Source organism: Colwellia sp. RE-S-Sl-9 (assembly GCF_048296855.1).
In the GTDB taxonomy this organism is placed as follows: domain Bacteria; phylum Pseudomonadota; class Gammaproteobacteria; order Enterobacterales; family Alteromonadaceae; genus Pseudocolwellia.
Map to the genome: position 1 here is coordinate 576,739 of NZ_CP182631.1, position 17,103 is coordinate 593,841.

The window sequence follows — 17,103 nt, forward strand, 5'->3', positions numbered from 1 at the left end:
TAACTAATAAGCTTTGCGTATTTAAAAGACTTTGTTGGCAAAGCTATTATTTCGTACTAGCATTTGTGAGTAGCTCAATTTATAGTTCATTTATTACTACCGTCTTTTACTTCTAACTTTTGTATTTAAGTTTAGGTTTATCAGGCATATAACAAGCAATTCAACGGGACTTTTACAGCTGGCTGTGCTCGTTCCTCGCAAATTTAGCCAGCAATAAAAGCCCATTAATTGGGCGTTGGCTATTTTAGTTTTATAACAAGGAGAAGTGTATGACCGAAGTAAAAAACACGTATCAACCAGTAACCGGTGAAGCATTGGATGCTCTCAATGCATATGTTTCATATACTAAAAATATGTTTGAAGAACAATATGACTTTGAACTTGGATATAACATCGAATCTATAGAGGTATTAGATAACTTTATTAATACTGTTCGTGATCAAGCGGATGATGATTCAAAAGATAAACTGGTAAGTCTTATTGGTACTTTTCTAGGAGAAGCACTCATATCAAACCTAGGTGGTAACTGGGCTTACTATCCTGAAGGGGATATGGGTATAAATTTAAAGGAAGGGGTAATGGCTTCCCCTCATGCTAAGGCAGAAAAGCACTTGTACAATGGTGACGGAGATTCAATTTTATTTTTTTATAAATTTATATCTAAGAAAATATCGGATGAATTATAATAAATAGCTAACAAGCCATTCAAGTAGGACTAAAACAGCAGGCTCTTCGCTTCGCTCGATTATAGCCTACTATTTTTAGCCTCTTAATGGGGCGTTATATGCACTCAAATAGTATGGTTGGTTTAGCTAAAAATGTTTTTATCAAAGGTGCTTTTGTAAACGCTGCTATGAGTTTCGCTATTGTCGTTTTTCACTAGTCACTAATAAGCTTTGTTGTTTTTATTACTGCGTAATGTAACAAAGCTATTATTTCGTTCTAGCATTTGTGGGTAGCTCAATTTATAGTGTGTTTATTACTACCGTCTTTTACTTCCGGCTTTTGTATTTTAGTTCAGGTTTATCAGGCATATAACAAGCAATTCAACGGGACTTTTACAGCTGGCTGTGCTCGTTCCTCGCAATTATAGCCAGCAATAAAAGCCCATTAATTGGGCGTTAGAGTTTCTTCATGTCATACGATAAAATCATCGTCAGTGAAAATGGCGAAGAGTTTCCATATTCAGAATCATTTGATGAGGACTCTTATTATTACGAAGTAAGTATCGTGCTTGATGATCGTGATGGTGAATTATTCATTTCAAAATGGGGTTCTCATATTGCATTTGACGACGACGGAAGTTGGTTGGATTTTAAAATCGCACCTAATGAATTTTTTCCAAATCAAAAAGAGTTAACTCACGAAAATATACTCTCTTACATGGAAACTTTGCTAGATAGAGAGTCTGAGGGTAAATTGTTATCCAAAGGTGACGTGGAAAATCACTACCAAAGATTTTTAAAATCAGAGCAATGAAACTCTAACAAGTCGTTTAAAAGGACAAAAAACAGTTGGCTTTTGCTCCTTCGTCGCTAATATTAGCCAACAATTTTTTGCCTCTTAACGAGGCGTTATATGCAATTCATGAAGTAGGGGGCTTTAGCTAAAAATTTGTTTGTTAACTCTTACTTTTTTATGTGCTATTACGAGTTTCGCTATTGTAGTTTTTCACTAGTCACTAATAAGCTTTGCCTTTTTAAAGAGACTTTTGTGGCAAAGCTATTATTTCGTTCTGGCATTTGTGGGTAGCTCAATTTATAGTGCGTTTATTACTACCGGTTTTTACTAGTTGCTTATGTATTTAAGTTCAGGTTTATCAGGCATATAACAAGCAATTCAACGGGACTTTTACAGCTGGCTGTGCTCGTTCCTCGCAATTTTAGCCAGCAATAAAAGCCCATTAATTGGGCGTTATATTTTTCTTGAGGTCGGCGTATGGAGTTTGATGGCGGAGTTGTAATCTCTGCTTTAATAAATATAGCGATTGCTATTTATTTACTGTTCTTGTTGTTTAGTTATCGATCTTATCTCTGGCATAAGACAGAAGCTGTAATCACTAAATCTGAATTAAAAGGAACTTATGATTCTGATGGAGACATGATGTACGGTCCTGAAATTGAGTATGAGTACTTCTATGATGGGAGGAAATATATTAACGATTATGTCGCTGTGGCGGTTGGGAGTAGTAATATAAAGTCGCAGGCAGAAGATATTTTAGGGGCGTACGGTAAAGGTTGGAAAGTCGACGTGTACGTTAACCCCAGAAAACCTTCTAAATCAATTTTAGCTCCAGGAATAAGAGTTCATCATTTATATTTGTTAGGCTTCTTAATTTTTGGATTTTATTTTTGGGTACCGGCGGGCTGGAATTTTTGGAGTTATGTATCATCTCAAAACTCAAATCTTTATGCAGAAGTAATGATCCCTATTGAATTAGATGCGCCTAAAATAGAAAAACTTAAAGTTGCAAACTCGATTAGAGCTAATTTATTAGGTAGTGATATAAAGGCAAAAATTCAGAAGGAATATAATTATATAACACCTATGGCAATGGATGAGGGGTTTCAGCTCACAGTTAAAGAGGATTTTTTTTCAAACAGTAAAAGTTCAAAGGCTGTACAGTTAGTATGTAGCTTCGAACATCCTAGTTCAAAAAACTATCCAAAAACAGTTACTAAAGCATGTCACATGCTAGTAGAGAAAGAGCTGAAAAAATATAACAAGTCACTCAAGCAGGACAAATAACAGTTGGTTTTTGCTCCTTCGTCGCTTATTTTAACCAACTATTATTTGCCTCTTAGTGAGGCGTTAGCCGTACAGGAGTTATCGTGAGAATCGTAGTACAAGGCCCAACGTTTTGGGAGCCAGTTGACGAAAATAAATTCTTTGAATGGATATACTCATTACCAGATTATCATAGCGTATCAGGCCAAGGTTTAGATTTGTTTATTGAGCTAAATGAACCTGTGAAACAGGACACAATTAATCAATTGTTTATTCTATTTAAACGCTGGGAATTAGATTTTAACTCTTTAATACCATTTAAAGCGGTTAATAAAAGTCATATTTCTTGGATAAATGATTTTTTAGAGTGAAGTACGGCTAACAAGTCATTTCAGCAGGACAAAAAACAGCTGGTTTTTGCTCGTGCCTCGCTAATTTTAACCAGCTATTTTATTGCCTCTGAATGAGGCGTTATATGCACTCAAATTGTATTGTTGGTTTAGCTAAAAATATTGTTATCAAACGTACTTTTGTAAACGTTGCTACGGGTTTCGCTATTATAGTTTTCCAATAGTCACTAATAAGCTTTGTTGTTTTTATTACTTCGTAATGTAACAAAGCTATTATTTCGTACTGGCATTTGTGGGTAGCTCAATTTATAGTGCGTTTATTACTACCATCTTTTACTAGTCGCTTGTGTATTTATGTTTAGGTTTGTCAGGCATATAACAAGCAATTCAACGGGACTTTTACAGCTGGCTGTGCTCGTTCCTCGCAATGTTAGCCAGCAATAAAAGCCCATTAATTGGGCGTTAGAACTACTTTGACATTCCCCTCCTACGTACATACAATGTACATATGATAAAATTCGAATGGAATGCAGCTAAAGCTGTAACAAATATCAAAAAACACGGTGTTTCTTTCGAAGAAGCTAAATCCGTATTTTTTGATGATTTTGCCGTACAATTCTTTGATCAAGAGAACTCCGATACGGAAGACCGATTTTTGATGCTTGGAATGAGCAATGAAACTAATTTATTACTTGTTTGTCACTGTGAACGTGACGATGGGAATACTATTAGAGTTATCTCTGCTCGAAAAGCAACGAAGAACGAAAGTAAAAATTACCAGCGAGGGCATTAATAATGAAAGATGAATATGATTTATCCGCAATGAAATCGCGTAAAAATCCTTACGCAAGTAAATTAAAAAAACCTGTAACTATGCGTCTTGGAGAAGATGTTATATCTTACTTTAAAGGCATGGCTGAGGAATCAGGTGTTCCTTACCAAAGCCTAATAAATTTATATCTTCGAGACTGTGTTGCGACACATAAAAAAATAGATATTAACTGGCATGCGTAGTCGTAGCTCTAACAAGTTGCTTAAACGGACACGTACAGTTTGCTCGCGCTTCGCGCATTATAGCAAATTGTACTTAGCCGCTTAGCAAGGCGTTAGTGAGCAAAAAAGTATTGAGAGTAAATTTAGCCTTTAGATTAAAATATGAATGAATTAGCTTCACTTATAAGAGAGATTAGAATTTTTTCTGCATGTTATGTGCGTTTCTCTACACAAATCACTGGAAGGTTTTCTTTTGGTGATATACCTGATGTTACGTTACATTCAAATGGTAATCGTATTTACTCAAATAAAAATGACTTATTATTTAGACGTAACACTGTTAAATTAAAATTAAAAATACTCAGACTTAAAAATTATCAATTTGAATTGTTAGGTGGGAACCAACTAGTTTTAGCTAAACAAAAACTATTTTCTGACACATGGACAATTCAATCTAGGAATAAAGATATAGGTACTTATGAGTTCAAGGTAAGTCTTTTCCCGTGGGAAGAAGTACATAAAATCTACTCAGACACCAATGATCAAAATATACAAGAAATACTATTGTTTGTGTTGTGCTATATGTATGAAATATCAAGAGACTGCACATAGGTGAAGTTGCTCACTAACAAGTTGCTTAAACGGACACAAACAGCTGGCTGTGCTTCGTTCCTCGCTATTATAGCCAGCCATTTTTAGCCGCTTAGCAAAGCGTTATATGCAATTCATGTAGTTGGGTGTTTTAGTTAAAATTGTTTTTACCAAAAGTACTTTTGTAAACGCTGCTACGGGTTTCGCTATTGTAGTTTTTCAATAGTCACTAATAAGCTTTGTTGTTTTTATTACTGCGTAATGTAACAAAGCTATTATTTCGTTCTGGTATTTGTGGGTAGCTCAATTTATAGTGCGTTTATTACTACCGTCTTTTACTTCTAACTTTTGTATTTAAGTTCAGTTTTATCAGGCATATAACAAGCAATTCAACGGGACTTTTACAGCTGGCTGTGCTCGTTCCTCGCAAATTATAGCCAGCAATAAAAGCCCATTAATTGGGCGTTATACGGTTCGAAAATTATGCATCATGCGTCGATAAAATCATCTTACAATGACTTATTAAAAGACTTAGCTGATATCAATTTAATTCAACAAGTTGCGAATGCTGCGTTTAAAAGAGAATTCGATATTCTTAATGAATTTGAAAAAAATAAATCACCTGATTCCGTTGTAGGTAATTATGCTTTTGGGTTTGACAATCCATTTTCAGGTAAAGTTGAAAAATATGAGTTTCGTAAAACCAGTATTTCTGACTTAAAAAGTTTAACTATGCAACAAAAAAACAATCAGTATTGTTGGTTGTTGGCGAATGCATTCGAAAAATTCGAAAGTTATGTAAATTATTCATATGAGGTGTTAACAACTAAAACAGCACCACGGAAATTAAATAAAGTATTAGCTTATTTTAGTGAAAATTATCCTCAGTTAAATGAAAGTGAAAAAAGAAATAAATTTAAGATTCACCTTAAAATCGCTGTTATATTAGTAGAGAAGCTAAGACATTCAATTGTTCATATGCAAGGCTGTATATTAGAACCTAATGCCTTTATTAATAAGGTTATCGAAGAGTCTGGCATCAATAATGATCGCCTTGAACACGAAGATTTTATTCAACAATTTATATTTAATGGAAAGGTCTATATCGTTGAACAACCGATAATTGATAACGATTTATTACCTCGTTACCATGACATATATCGGTATTTAGTTAGCTATCTACTAGCATATGCTTTTCTAATTAAAGAACACGCGGAATGTAATGTAAAAACCGTATAACAAGCAATTCAACGGGACTTTTACAGCTGGCTGTGCTCGTTCCTCGCAATTTTAGCCAGCAATAAAAGCCCATTAATTGGGCGTTATATGTATAGGGAAGTATGAATAACTTCAGAGTTTTTTTATCAACATCATTTTTTATAATGAGTTCATATTTTGTATTTGATCTTATATTTTATGGTTTTGATTGGTTGCTACTAATTGCTTCAATATTAGGCTATGTCTTAGCTCATTATATGTGGCCGCCTAAATTTGACGATGAAAGTCATTGGTACGATTTATTAGAGTATGTAGTTGATTTACCTTTTCGTATTCTAGTAACAAGCATCAGAGGGATAGGAAGTATTTTTAAAAACTCTGATTCAAGCTTTGATTTATAATACACATAACAAGAAAATCAACAGGACTAAAAACAGCTGGTTTTGCTCCTGCGTCGCTATTTTACCAGCTATTTTTAGCCCGTTATTTGGGCGTTATATGCACTCAAATAGTATGGTTTGTTTAGCTAAAAATGTTTTTATCAAAAATACTTTTGTACACGTTGCTTCGGTTTCGCTATTAAGGTTTTCCAATAGTCACTAATAAGCTTTGTTGTTTTTATTACTACGTAATGTAACAAAGCTATTATTTCGTACTGGCATTTGTGGGTAGCTCAATTTATAGTGCGTTTATTACTACCATCTTTTACTAGTCGCTTGTGTATTTATGTTTAGGTTTGTCAGGCATATAACAAGCAATTCAACGGGACTTTTACAGCTGGCTGTGCTCGTTCCTCGCAATTTTAGCCAGCAATAAAAGCCGATTAATTGGGCGTTATGCTGAATCAGGATATTCTCGCACTTGGATATATTACTTAAAGATATTATTAAGAACACTCCTATTGAAATGGATCTTCAACCTTCATTTCTCCTCAATTCAGGAAAGAGTTTATATTTTGCAATAAACCTTCAAGAACCTAGAACAAATGGTGGGAGAGGGATGTCTTGTTATATTTGCTCATTCGATTTAACACAACACTCCATATCGTGGGTTGTTGAGCTTAAAACTGAAGAACATTTCAATTCAATATTTACTTCGCCAGTCAGAATTAATAATACTTTGTATGCCAGCTCTTCGAATGAAATCCTTGCTATCAATAGCTCCAATGGCGAGATTTTATGGTCTAAAAAACCTAAATTTAAATACTCTTCAGGTGGAAGGTTATCGAGCGTATCAGAACGGCTTTTTTTAAGTAATGGAGGTGAGTTAATTGAGCTTGAAACATCATCAGGTAAAGTTAAACAAAGTATAAAACCGCGGGTTAAATGGTTTGATTCACCAGTTATATCTCATAAACGTAAGCTTTATGTGTCGACCAGTAATTCTAAAATATTGGAATTGGATTATGAAAGCTTAACTGTTCTTGGAGAGTTTAAATACAGTGGAGGCTGGGCTGTCGGAGCGACACCGCTGTTCCATAATGATAGGCTTGTTTGTGCTGGTTATGGGGGCAATATAACTATATTTGATATTGAATCTAGATTAGCCATTAAAAAGTTTAAAAAAAAGGCAGGACGAAAACCTAATCAACTACTAATTAATAATTACTTTATTATATTTGAATCCCTAGAAAATAATATTTTAACTTGTTTCGATCTATTAAAAGATAAGAAATGTTGGAAGCTTGAGTTAAAGGGAATCCAAAAAATTTGGAAAAAAGATGACGATACAATTTTTATCCTATATGAAAATGACTCTGGCTACATCGTTGATGTATTAAATATCCGTACAGGTAAATTAGAAACTACTATAGATAATTCACCTAAAGTCGATGAAACTCACTATGAGTTTGGGCTATGGGATGGTTCTGGTGGACTTTATACAGAGTCTAGGGAGCTATTTTTAAATTATAAACCTGGGATGATTAGTGTTCATTCAGCATAACAAGTCACTCAAGCAGGACAAATAACAGTTGGTTTTTGCTCCTTCGTCGCTTATTTTAACCAACTATTATTTGCCTCTTAGTGAGGCGTTAGGCAACAACAGGATAGTTCGCAGTATGGTCAGAATAATTGAGCCAAAAACAGAGCGACTTCAACTGCGCCAGTGGACTTCTAATGACTTAGAGCCATTTTTCGCAATGTCGTCAGATCCTCAAGTAATGAAGTTTTTCCCAAAGACTTTGAATCGAAATGAAAGCGATGCCATCGCCAAAAAATGTGAATCACTAATCGCACAAAACGGATGGGGTGTTTGGGCTGTAGAGCATATTGGCTCAAAAGAGTTCATAGGCATTGTGGGGCTATTTTCGTCTTCTTCAAAATTACCTTTCTCGCCATGTGTAGAAATTCTTTGGCGACTTGCGAGACCGCAATGGGGGCGAGGATACGCCACAGAAGCAGCGTTGGCAGCTCTTAAAGTTGGCTTTGAAGAGCTTGAGTTACAAGAAATTGTTTCTTTTGCTGTTCAGAATAACTATTCTTCGTTAGCAGTAATGGAGAGAATCAACATGTTAAACACTGGTGTTACATTCGAACATCCTGATGTCCCAGATGATAGTCGCTTTAAAGAGCACTGTTTGTTTAAAATTTTACGAGATAGTTGGGCGAAAAATGTTGCCTAACAAGTAATTGCAAAGGACTAAAAAAGCTGGCTATTGCTCGTGCCTCGCTATTTTAGCCAACAATTTTTAGCCTCTGAATGAGGCGTTATATGCACTCAAATAGTATGGTGGGTTTAGCTAAAAATATTGTGATCAAACGTATTTTTTAAGCGCTGCTACGGGTTTCGCTATTATAGTTTTCAATAGTCACTAATAAGCTTTGTTGTTTTTATTACTGCGTAATGTAACAAAGCTATTATTTCGTTCTGGCATTTGTGGGTAGCTCAATTTATAGTGCATTTATTACTACCGTCTTTTACTTTAAACTTCAGTCATTAAGTTTAAATTTATCAGGCATATAACAAGCAATTCAACGGGACTTTTACAGCTGGCTGTGCTCGTCCCTCGCAAATTTTAGCCAGCAATAAAAGCCCATTAATTGGGCGTTATATCCTAAGAGTATCTAATGAAGATTGCCGTATTATCAGACATTCATAGTAACGTTTTCGCCCTTGATGCTGTCATTAAGGATGTAAAAAGGCATTCCGTAGATTTAAAAGCAAATCTTGGTGATATTCTTTATGGCCCAGTTGCCCCTAAGGCTACTTTTGAACTTTTGATGGAACATGATTTTATTACAATTTCAGGTAATCAAGATCGTCAAATTTACGAATCTACGGAAGAAGAAATAGAATCAAACCCAACCATGCAATTTATTTTGGATGATTTAGGTTCTAAACCATTAGAGTGGATGAAATCACTACCTTTTGATAAGCAAGTTAATGAAGATGTATATTTTTGTCATGGCACACCAAAAAATGACTTGGTTTATTTATTGGAAGATGTGAGTAAAGGTTATGCTTTACTACGTTCAGATAACGTAATATTAGATTTACTTGCGGGTCAAAAATCTAAGCTAATATGCTGTGGTCACACACATACGCCTAGAGCTGTAAACTTGAGTAGTGGTCAACTTATTGTTAATCCTGGAAGTGTTGGTCTACAAGCATATACAGATGAAGAGCCTGTAGTACACTCTATGGAAAACTTTACGCATCACGCATCATATTCAATAGTTGAAAAGGTTGATTCTAAGTGGATCGTTCAAAACATCAAAGTTCCTTATGATTATCATCGTGCTGTAAATGAAAGTAAAAAAAGAAACCGTAGTGATTGGGTTCACTTTTTATCAACGGGAAGACGGATATAACAAGTTGCTTAAACGGACAAAAAACAGTTGGCTTTTGCTCGTTCCTCGCTATTTTAGCCAACAATTTTTAGCCGCTTAGCAAAGCGTTAGGCAACTATGGAGGGTTCAGTGTGCGTTTTACAACTCTATATGGAGAATTAATTACTGCAATTTTACGAATATTGACAGGACGATTGTTTTCCGAAGAACAAATAAAATCTATTACCTCTCATGCAACAGGCAAGTACCTTACAGAGTTTTTTCCTGATATAGGCGAAGAAGCTGAAGCAAGGGAAAGAGTTGATGAAGCAAAAGAACATATACTTGCTGCCAGCAGTATTATATCTAAAATGCAAAAAGACCTTGATTCTAAAACGGAAAATTTAGACGCGTTACTTGAAGAGATAGAACATAAAAAGTCACTGGCAGAAAGGTATCGTGAACTTGCAAATACAAACCAAGCTAAATTTAGCGCCATACGAGAAGAAATGGAAGATGCACTAAGGCAACAATTGGTGGAGCAATCAGAACAAGGTAAAGGAGTTCGTAGGTTTATATCATTTTTAATAGGTTTAGTAACTTTAATTGCAGGTGCAGCACTTGGAGCGTATTTTAAAGACATAGTTGCTTGGTTTAATACTCTGCAATTATTTGCCTAACAAGTTGCTTAAACGGACAAAAAACAGTTGGCTTTTGCTCGTTCCTCGCTTATTTTAGCCAACAATTTTTCGCCGCTTAGCAAGGCGTTATATGCACTCAAATAGTATGGTTGGTTTAGCTAAAAATATTGTTATCAATCTTACTTTTGTAAACGCTGCTACGAGTTTCGCTATTGTAGTTATTCAATAGTCACTAATAAGCTTTGTTGTTTTTATTACTACGTAATGTAACAAAGCTATTATTTCGTTCTGGCATTTGTGGGTAGCTCAATTTATAGTGCAGTTATTACTACCGTCTTTTACTTTAAACTTCAGTAATTAAGTTAAAGTTAATCAGGCATATAACAAGCAATTCAACGGGACTTTTACAGCTGGCTGCGCTCGTTCCTCGCAAATTATAGCCAGCGATAAAAGCCCATTAATTGGGCGTTATATGCAATTCATGTAGTATTGTTGGTTTAGCTAAAAATGTTGTTATCAAAGGTGCTTTTGTAAGCGCTGCTACGGGTTTCGCTATTGTAGTTTTTCAATAGCCACTAATAAGCTTTGCCTATTTAAAAGACTTTGTTGGCAAAGCTATTATTTCGTTCTGGCATTTGTGGGTAGCTCAATTTATAGTGCATTTATGACTACCGTCTTTTACTTCTGGCTTTTGTATTTAAGTTCAGGTTTATCAGGCATATAACAAGAAATTTAACGGGACTTTTACAGCTGGCTGTGCTCGTTCCTCGCAAATTATAGCCAGCAATAAAAGCCCATTAATTGGGCGTTATGTACAAATTGTGTAAATCTAACTATGGAGAGTAATATGGATATAAATTTAACAACGGGTTCGGTAGCTTTTTTATTTGGGATATTGAGTGCTAAATGGGCAATGGAATTAGGTTATTCACAATTCACCCAGATAATTATTTTCTGTTTAGGTTTAATAGCTGGACCGCTAGTATTATTTTTCTTATACATTCGTCTTTTATATCAGCGTAAAGAAAATAATCAATCAGGTACTAAGTTTTTTGGCCATCAAGAAAAAGAAGTTAATCAAAGCAGTAATTGTACATAACAAGTTGCTTAACAGGACAAAATACAGTTTGCTGTTGCTCGTGCCTCGCACATTTTAGCAAACTTTATTTTGCCCATTAGCAAAGCGTTAGCATTACATGGATGGTCTTGTGAAAATTTTAAATGTTTTATTATTCAGCATAGTTTCTTCTTTTGTTCATTCTCAAGAGCACTTATATCCAGAAACATCTATTTATGCACGAATGCAGGTAACACATAATTATCATTTATTTGTCACAAAAGCATTTGAAGCCGCATATGCTAACGATGTAATTTTAAAAGTAATTACGATTCCATCTTTTGATTCAGAGTCAGCCTTATTTATTAAAAAAATAGAAAATCAATATTCTCTAATACTTTTAGAAGCAGAAATACATTATTGGCAAATTTACAGTAACAATGTTCCTGTTAACCCGATAGAAAAGTGTAACATTTCAATCCCAAATCAATTAGCAATCCAATTAGAAAAAATTTGGGTATCCGAGTTATTAAAAACTAAGTATTCGTCGAATAACCGTTTAGGTATGGATGGTACTACTTATCACTTTTCTACCCCTAGAAAACATGATAATTCAATATTCTTGGCACCGATGGCAGGTAAAACATGGAGTCCTGATCAGGGCACGCGTATGGGCGAGTTAGTCAATTTAATACATGAGCTTAAACAAACGTGTATTGCCAATGGAAATACAAATAAAGTTAAACAAGTTGTCGATAAACTTGTGGTAAAGTAATGCTAACAAGCTGTTCAAGCGGGACAAATAACAGTTGGCTGGTTCCGCTCCGCTTCACATTTTAGCCAACTACAATTTGCCCCTTAACAGGGCGTTAGGCATCATGATTAAGTTCTGCTCATTTCTAATAATATTTTTATACTCGGCGCATAGCTTGGCATTAAGTATTGTTTGCTTACCTGTAAATACTGTAGAAGAAAAACTCCAGCGGTTAGATGAGCTATTTTCCAATGCCGATGTCGTTCTACTTCTTGGTAAACCTAAAGTCACTGATAGTTTTGCTACTAAGCACAAAGTATTAAAGGTTTGGAAAGGTGTGACTGGTGAATATGTCTACGTGAAAGGTGGTGTAAAATCGGGGGTGTTATTTGCAAAACGCTACGAAAAAAATGGGGCTTTAGTGTCAGGAAATTCATATTGTCATCATAATAAACTTTCAAATATTGATTTAATAAAACAAAATTATGGGAATGGGGATTTGCCAAACATTGAATATAGAGAGCAACAATATGGATGGAGCTACTTAAGCTGGCCTTTGATGTTTAGTTTTGTTTTCTTAATTATATTATGTATGCTTACTCAGGCTTTTGTAAATCACAAGCAAAAGGGCTAAGTGTATAAATGCCTAACAAGGCATTGCAGCAGGACTAAAAACAGCTGGCCGTTGCTCGTGCCTCGCTATTTTGGCCAACAATTTTTAGCCTCTGAATGAGGCGTTATATGCACTCAAATTGTATTGTTGGTTTAGCTAAAAATGTTGTTATCAAAAATACTTTTGTACACGTTGCTTCGGGTTTCGCTATTATAGTTTTTCACTAGTCACTAATAAGCTTTGCCTTTTTAAAGAGACTTTTGTGGCAAAGCTATTATTTCGCTCTGGCATTTGTGGGTAGCTCAATTTATAGTGCGTTTATTACTACCGTCTTTTACTTCTGGCTTTTGTATTTTAGTTCAGGTTTATCAGGCATATAACAAGCAATTCAACGGGACTTTTACAGCTGACTGTGCTCGTTCCTCGCAATGTTAGCCAGCAATAAAAGCCCATTAATTGGGCGTTATATACACTCAAATTGTATTGTTTGTTTAGCTAAAAATATTGTTATCAACCTTACTTTTGTAAACGCTGCTACGAGTTTCGCTATTATCGTTATTCAATAGTCACTAATAAGCTTTGCCTATTTAAAAGACTTTTGTGGCAAAGCTATTATTTCGTTCTGGCATTTGTGGGTAGCTCAATTTATAGTGCAGTTATGACTACCGTCTTTTACTTCTAACTTTTGTATTTAAGTTCTGATTTATCAGGCATATAACAAGCAATTCAACGGGACTTTTACAGCTGGCTGTGCTCGTTCCTCGCAAATTTTAGCCAGCAATAAAAGCCCATTAATTGGGCGTTATATGCAATTCTGAAGTAGGGTGCTTTAGCTAATAATTTAGTTGCTAACTTTTACTTTTGTAAGTGCTGCTACGAGTATCGCTATTGTAGTTTTCCAATAGTCACTAATAAGCTTTGTTGTTTTTATTACTACGTAATGTAACAAAGCTATTATTTCGTACTGGCATTTGTGGGTAGCTCAATTTATAGTGCGTTTATTACTACCGTCTTTTACTTCTAACTTTTGTATTTAAGTTCAGGTTTATCAGGCATATAACAAGCAATTCAACGGGACTTTTACAGCTGGCTGTGCTTGTTCCTCGCAATTATAGCCAGCAATAAAAGCCCATTAATTGGGCGTTAGGCGTTTATCGTTTGGTTCATTTTAATTTAATTAATAAAAGGAAGTCGTATGAATAAGGATGTAATTGTAAAATTTATTGAAAATGTTAAGTTGTTAATTCAAGAGAATGGAGAAAAAGAAGATGCTTTTTTAACAATTGAGATTGTGGAAAGTATTAATGATTTCATTAATAAAGACGACTTCTTTAATTCAAATATTATTGGAAAGTATTTAACGGAATACATATCTTCAATCATGAAAGTTAAAAGCCTAAAGTACGATGATGAAACCTTCGATGCAATATACTTTCTTTGGTCAGTTATAGATGCGTACTCTGATGAAGAGACTAGAGGTTTAGTAACATCATCGATTACAGATACTGATTCATTTTCTAACTTTAAAGTTTATATTCAAGGGATGAGGCATAATTCGTAAGCATATTTACATTATATTAATCACGCCTAACAAGCAATTTAACGGGACTTTTACAGCTGGCTGTGCTCGTCCCTCGCTATTTTAGCCAGCAATAAAAGCCCATTAATTGGGCGTTATAGGTACTACATGGTTCAGCACTGTTGTCAGAATATGGATGATTCATTAAAGTTTGAATGCACTGATCATGCTAATGAATTTGAGTGCCCTGATACTTTAATTACATATAACGCAAAATTTGACGAATATGGACTTATTATTCATGACGGTGGCAGTAGCTCTAAAGCCATTTATTTTTGTTCGTGGTGTGGTTCAAAGTTACCTGATTCAAAGCGAGACTTGTGGTTTAATACTTTAGAAAATTTAGGTTTTGACGAGCCGTCAGAGCAAAATATCCCAAAAGAATTTAAATCAGGCGCTTGGTACAAATACCTATAACAAGGCATTGCAGCAGGACTAAAAACAGCTGGCTATTGCTCGTGCCTCGCTTATTTTAGCCATCAATTTTTAGCCTCTGAATGAGGCGTTATATGCAATTAATGTAGTAGGGTGCTTTAGCTAATAATTTGGTTATTAACTTTTACTTTTGTAAGTTCTGCTACGGGTTTCGCTATTGTAGTTATTCAATAGTCACTAATAAGCTTTGTTGTTTTTATTACTTCGTAATGTAACAAAGCTATTATTTCGTTCTAGTATTTGTGGGTAGCTCAATTTATAGTGCGTTTATGACTACCGTCTTTTACTTTGAACTTCAGTAATTAAGTTCAATTTTATCAGGCATATAACAAGCAATTCAACGGGACTTTTACAGCTGGCTGTGCTCGTCCCTCGCAAATTATAGCCAGCAATAAAATGGGCGTTAGTTGCCCTTATAGCTCGAGTTAAATTAATCTTATGTATAAATATTTTACTATTCTTTCATTTGCTTTATTCACGGTTAATGCTTTTGCTGAAAGTGACTGTTTAAATAAATTGAAAGGGACTAACGTCAAAAGTATTGTTGATACTTGTTTTACCTTTGAAAAAGGTAAAAGGAATATGGCAATAATATTTGGAACAAATTTTAGTCATGAATTTGGTAGTATAAACAATCCTTCAATTGAAGCTATTTATTTAAAAAACATAGCAGATAAAGGAAACCCTCAAGCACAATTTGTATGGGGAAAATTTATATTAGGCCTTGCATACGATAAAATATCTGATTTAGACATTAAAAAGGAATCTCAAGATTGGGTAAACAAATCAGCGGCAAATGGTTACCCTTTAGCAATGTTCTCTATCGTTAACTCTTATGTAAATTCAATCACATTGAAAAGTGAAACTGAGAAGCAATATGCAATAGCTTTAGCAGAGTCATTAATTGATAACGGATTTCCAGAGGTAAAAGAGTTATTAAATAAAATTAAAGGCAGTATTAGTAAAGATGATTTCACCCTCACTCTTAATAAACTATATGAAGATCACGAAAAGTTGAAAGCGCAGCAAATCTTAGATTTAGCTAGTATTTATGTCAAAGGAAAGTATTCTTATTCTCGGTATAAATCTTTAAATTTAGGAAGAAAAAATTCCAAAGTAAGTAAAAATATTGAAAAAAGTATTTTATTATTAAAGTACTCAATTGAAGTATATAAGAGTCCTAAAGCAGGTTATCAATTAGGTAAAATTTTAGAAAAAACAAACTCTAGTGAGGCTGTAGAGTACTATTTATGGGCAGCAGAAAATGAACACTCAGAAGCTGCGGGTTGGATAGGCGAGTTTTATGCTTGTACAGGTGAAAAAGAAACCGGAATAAGCTGGTTACACAAAGCACAAGTATTAGGTTATGAGTATGCCGAAGACTCTTTAGGCGAAATAGAAGATCTAGGTGAACCAACAAATTGCCTTCCATTATGGAATAGCTGGGCTAAAGAATAGTTGAGGTTACTTGGCAGCTAACAAGCAATTCAACGGGACTTTTACAGCTGGCTGTGCTCGTCCCTCGCAAATTATAGCCAGCAATAAAAGCCCATTAATTGGGCGTTAGACTTTTAGGAGAAGTAATTGAGTAATTCAACATGGAATAATATAAGTAACGTTGCTGGATGGATTGGTGCTGTTGTTGCTTGTGTTGGTTTGTACTTCCAATTTTTTAATAAAAACCACGAAATGAGCTTATCTGTAACATCATTCGAAGTTGCTAAAGACGAGGTTATTTTAGGAGTGATTTATAAAAACTCTGGTGATTATCAAGAAGCCATTTTGAATGGCAACGTTACAATGGATAATTCAAATTCAAAAGGCGAGTTAGGTGGTGTAGGGTTTGGTTTTAATTTAGCAGACTGCTTTACCCCTATAGTTTTAGAGCCAAACGAAATCTCTCATAAGTATTATAAAATACCATTAAAAAGGTTAATTCTTGATAAGGATTATATTGTTGGAAATACCATCAGTAGTGTAGTTGGTGCTAGGTTCTATTTCTTGTTACCGGATAATCGAGTTGGTAGTGAAGGGTTTAATTTAGGTGAAGTTATACATAGAGTTAAAGAAGGTAATATTAAAAAATTTGAGGTTACAGAGAATAGTCATACATTTAACTTTGAATCCAAAGGTAATTTTGGATTAGGCAGCACGGGTTCTCATCCAGATCCTGAATATGATGTTAACCACTGTGACAAAAAAGTCTAACAAGTTACTCAAACGGACGCTAAACAGTTTGCTAGCGCTCGTTCCTCGCAATTTTAGCCAACTTATGTGGACTACCTCCTGTCAACAACAAAACTTAAAACAAAGAAATTAATGCATACTTATGTACGAGCTCTAAATGAGAAGCTATCTCAGGCTCTTTGATATTT

At 34.8% G+C, this 17,103-nt stretch carries 20 protein-coding genes; all 20 read left to right on the forward strand.

The genetic code is table 11. The features are described 5' to 3' along the window. Nucleotides 1–269 precede the first annotated feature (269 nt). The 20 genes from ACM9HF_RS02450 to ACM9HF_RS02545 all read left to right on the forward strand — a co-directional run bounded on the left by ACM9HF_RS02450 (nt 270) and on the right by ACM9HF_RS02545 (nt 16,936). Nucleotides 270–686 carry a hypothetical protein gene (locus ACM9HF_RS02450; protein ID WP_473614132.1) on the forward strand — a complete coding sequence of 139 codons (417 nt, stop codon included), beginning with the start codon at nt 270–272 and terminating at the stop codon, nt 684–686. Between the two features lie 448 nt (nt 687–1,134). Beyond that, nucleotides 1,135–1,479 (forward strand): hypothetical protein, encoded by a 345-nt coding sequence (locus ACM9HF_RS02455; RefSeq protein WP_473614133.1) that lies wholly within the window; start codon nt 1,135–1,137, stop codon nt 1,477–1,479. Between the two features lie 459 nt (nt 1,480–1,938). Then, a complete protein-coding gene (locus ACM9HF_RS02460; RefSeq protein WP_473614134.1) occupies nt 1,939–2,748 on the forward strand; it encodes a DUF3592 domain-containing protein in 810 nt (269 codons plus the stop codon). Nucleotides 2,749–2,831: 83 nt separating this feature from the next. Next, the gene (locus ACM9HF_RS02465; RefSeq protein ID WP_473614135.1) at nt 2,832–3,098 is read left to right on the forward strand and encodes a hypothetical protein; all 267 of its coding nucleotides are present in this window, start codon (nt 2,832–2,834) and stop codon (nt 3,096–3,098) included. A gap of 487 nt (nt 3,099–3,585) precedes the next feature. Next, nucleotides 3,586–3,870, forward strand: a complete 285-nt coding sequence (locus ACM9HF_RS02470) for a BrnT family toxin (RefSeq protein ID WP_473614136.1) — start codon at nt 3,586–3,588, stop codon at nt 3,868–3,870. Nucleotides 3,871–3,872: 2 nt separating this feature from the next. Beyond that, nucleotides 3,873–4,091 (forward strand): BrnA antitoxin family protein, encoded by a 219-nt coding sequence (locus ACM9HF_RS02475; protein ID WP_101342692.1) that lies wholly within the window; start codon nt 3,873–3,875, stop codon nt 4,089–4,091. Between the two features lie 141 nt (nt 4,092–4,232). Next, on the forward strand, nt 4,233–4,682 hold the full coding sequence (locus ACM9HF_RS02480; RefSeq protein WP_473614137.1) for a hypothetical protein: 450 nt from the start codon (nt 4,233–4,235) through the stop codon (nt 4,680–4,682). 462 nt (nt 4,683–5,144) lie between these two features. Next, nucleotides 5,145–5,900: a hypothetical protein gene (locus ACM9HF_RS02485; protein ID WP_473614138.1), complete on the forward strand. Its 756-nt coding sequence runs from the start codon at nt 5,145–5,147 to the stop codon at nt 5,898–5,900. 101 nt (nt 5,901–6,001) lie between these two features. Beyond that, on the forward strand, nt 6,002–6,280 hold the full coding sequence (locus ACM9HF_RS02490) for a hypothetical protein (protein WP_473614139.1): 279 nt from the start codon (nt 6,002–6,004) through the stop codon (nt 6,278–6,280). Between the two features lie 460 nt (nt 6,281–6,740). Further along, a complete protein-coding gene (locus ACM9HF_RS02495; protein ID WP_473614140.1) occupies nt 6,741–7,823 on the forward strand; it encodes an outer membrane protein assembly factor BamB family protein in 1,083 nt (360 codons plus the stop codon). A gap of 115 nt (nt 7,824–7,938) precedes the next feature. After that, entirely contained in the window at nt 7,939–8,502 is a 564-nt protein-coding gene (locus tag ACM9HF_RS02500; RefSeq protein WP_473614141.1) for a GNAT family N-acetyltransferase, read from the forward strand. 445 nt (nt 8,503–8,947) lie between these two features. Continuing rightward, entirely contained in the window at nt 8,948–9,691 is a 744-nt protein-coding gene (locus ACM9HF_RS02505; RefSeq protein WP_473614142.1) for a metallophosphoesterase family protein, read from the forward strand. Between the two features lie 110 nt (nt 9,692–9,801). Next, nucleotides 9,802–10,329, forward strand: coding sequence for a hypothetical protein (locus ACM9HF_RS02510; RefSeq protein ID WP_473614143.1), 528 nt, complete (start codon nt 9,802–9,804; stop codon nt 10,327–10,329). Between the two features lie 808 nt (nt 10,330–11,137). After that, nucleotides 11,138–11,389 carry a hypothetical protein gene (locus ACM9HF_RS02515; RefSeq protein ID WP_473614144.1) on the forward strand — a complete coding sequence of 84 codons (252 nt, stop codon included), beginning with the start codon at nt 11,138–11,140 and terminating at the stop codon, nt 11,387–11,389. A 109-nt stretch (nt 11,390–11,498) separates the two neighbouring features. After that, on the forward strand, nt 11,499–12,122 hold the full coding sequence (locus tag ACM9HF_RS02520) for a hypothetical protein (protein WP_473614145.1): 624 nt from the start codon (nt 11,499–11,501) through the stop codon (nt 12,120–12,122). 154 nt (nt 12,123–12,276) lie between these two features. Further along, entirely contained in the window at nt 12,277–12,735 is a 459-nt protein-coding gene (locus ACM9HF_RS02525; protein ID WP_473614146.1) for a hypothetical protein, read from the forward strand. Nucleotides 12,736–13,909: 1,174 nt separating this feature from the next. Further along, nucleotides 13,910–14,275 (forward strand): hypothetical protein, encoded by a 366-nt coding sequence (locus ACM9HF_RS02530; RefSeq protein ID WP_473614147.1) that lies wholly within the window; start codon nt 13,910–13,912, stop codon nt 14,273–14,275. A gap of 126 nt (nt 14,276–14,401) precedes the next feature. Continuing rightward, the gene (locus tag ACM9HF_RS02535) at nt 14,402–14,710 is read left to right on the forward strand and encodes a DUF6980 family protein (RefSeq protein WP_473614148.1); all 309 of its coding nucleotides are present in this window, start codon (nt 14,402–14,404) and stop codon (nt 14,708–14,710) included. 600 nt (nt 14,711–15,310) lie between these two features. Beyond that, on the forward strand, nt 15,311–16,186 hold the full coding sequence (locus ACM9HF_RS02540) for an SEL1-like repeat protein (protein ID WP_473614149.1): 876 nt from the start codon (nt 15,311–15,313) through the stop codon (nt 16,184–16,186). A gap of 126 nt (nt 16,187–16,312) precedes the next feature. Further along, nucleotides 16,313–16,936, forward strand: coding sequence for a hypothetical protein (locus ACM9HF_RS02545; protein ID WP_473614150.1), 624 nt, complete (start codon nt 16,313–16,315; stop codon nt 16,934–16,936). Nucleotides 16,937–17,103: the final 167 nt, after the last annotated feature.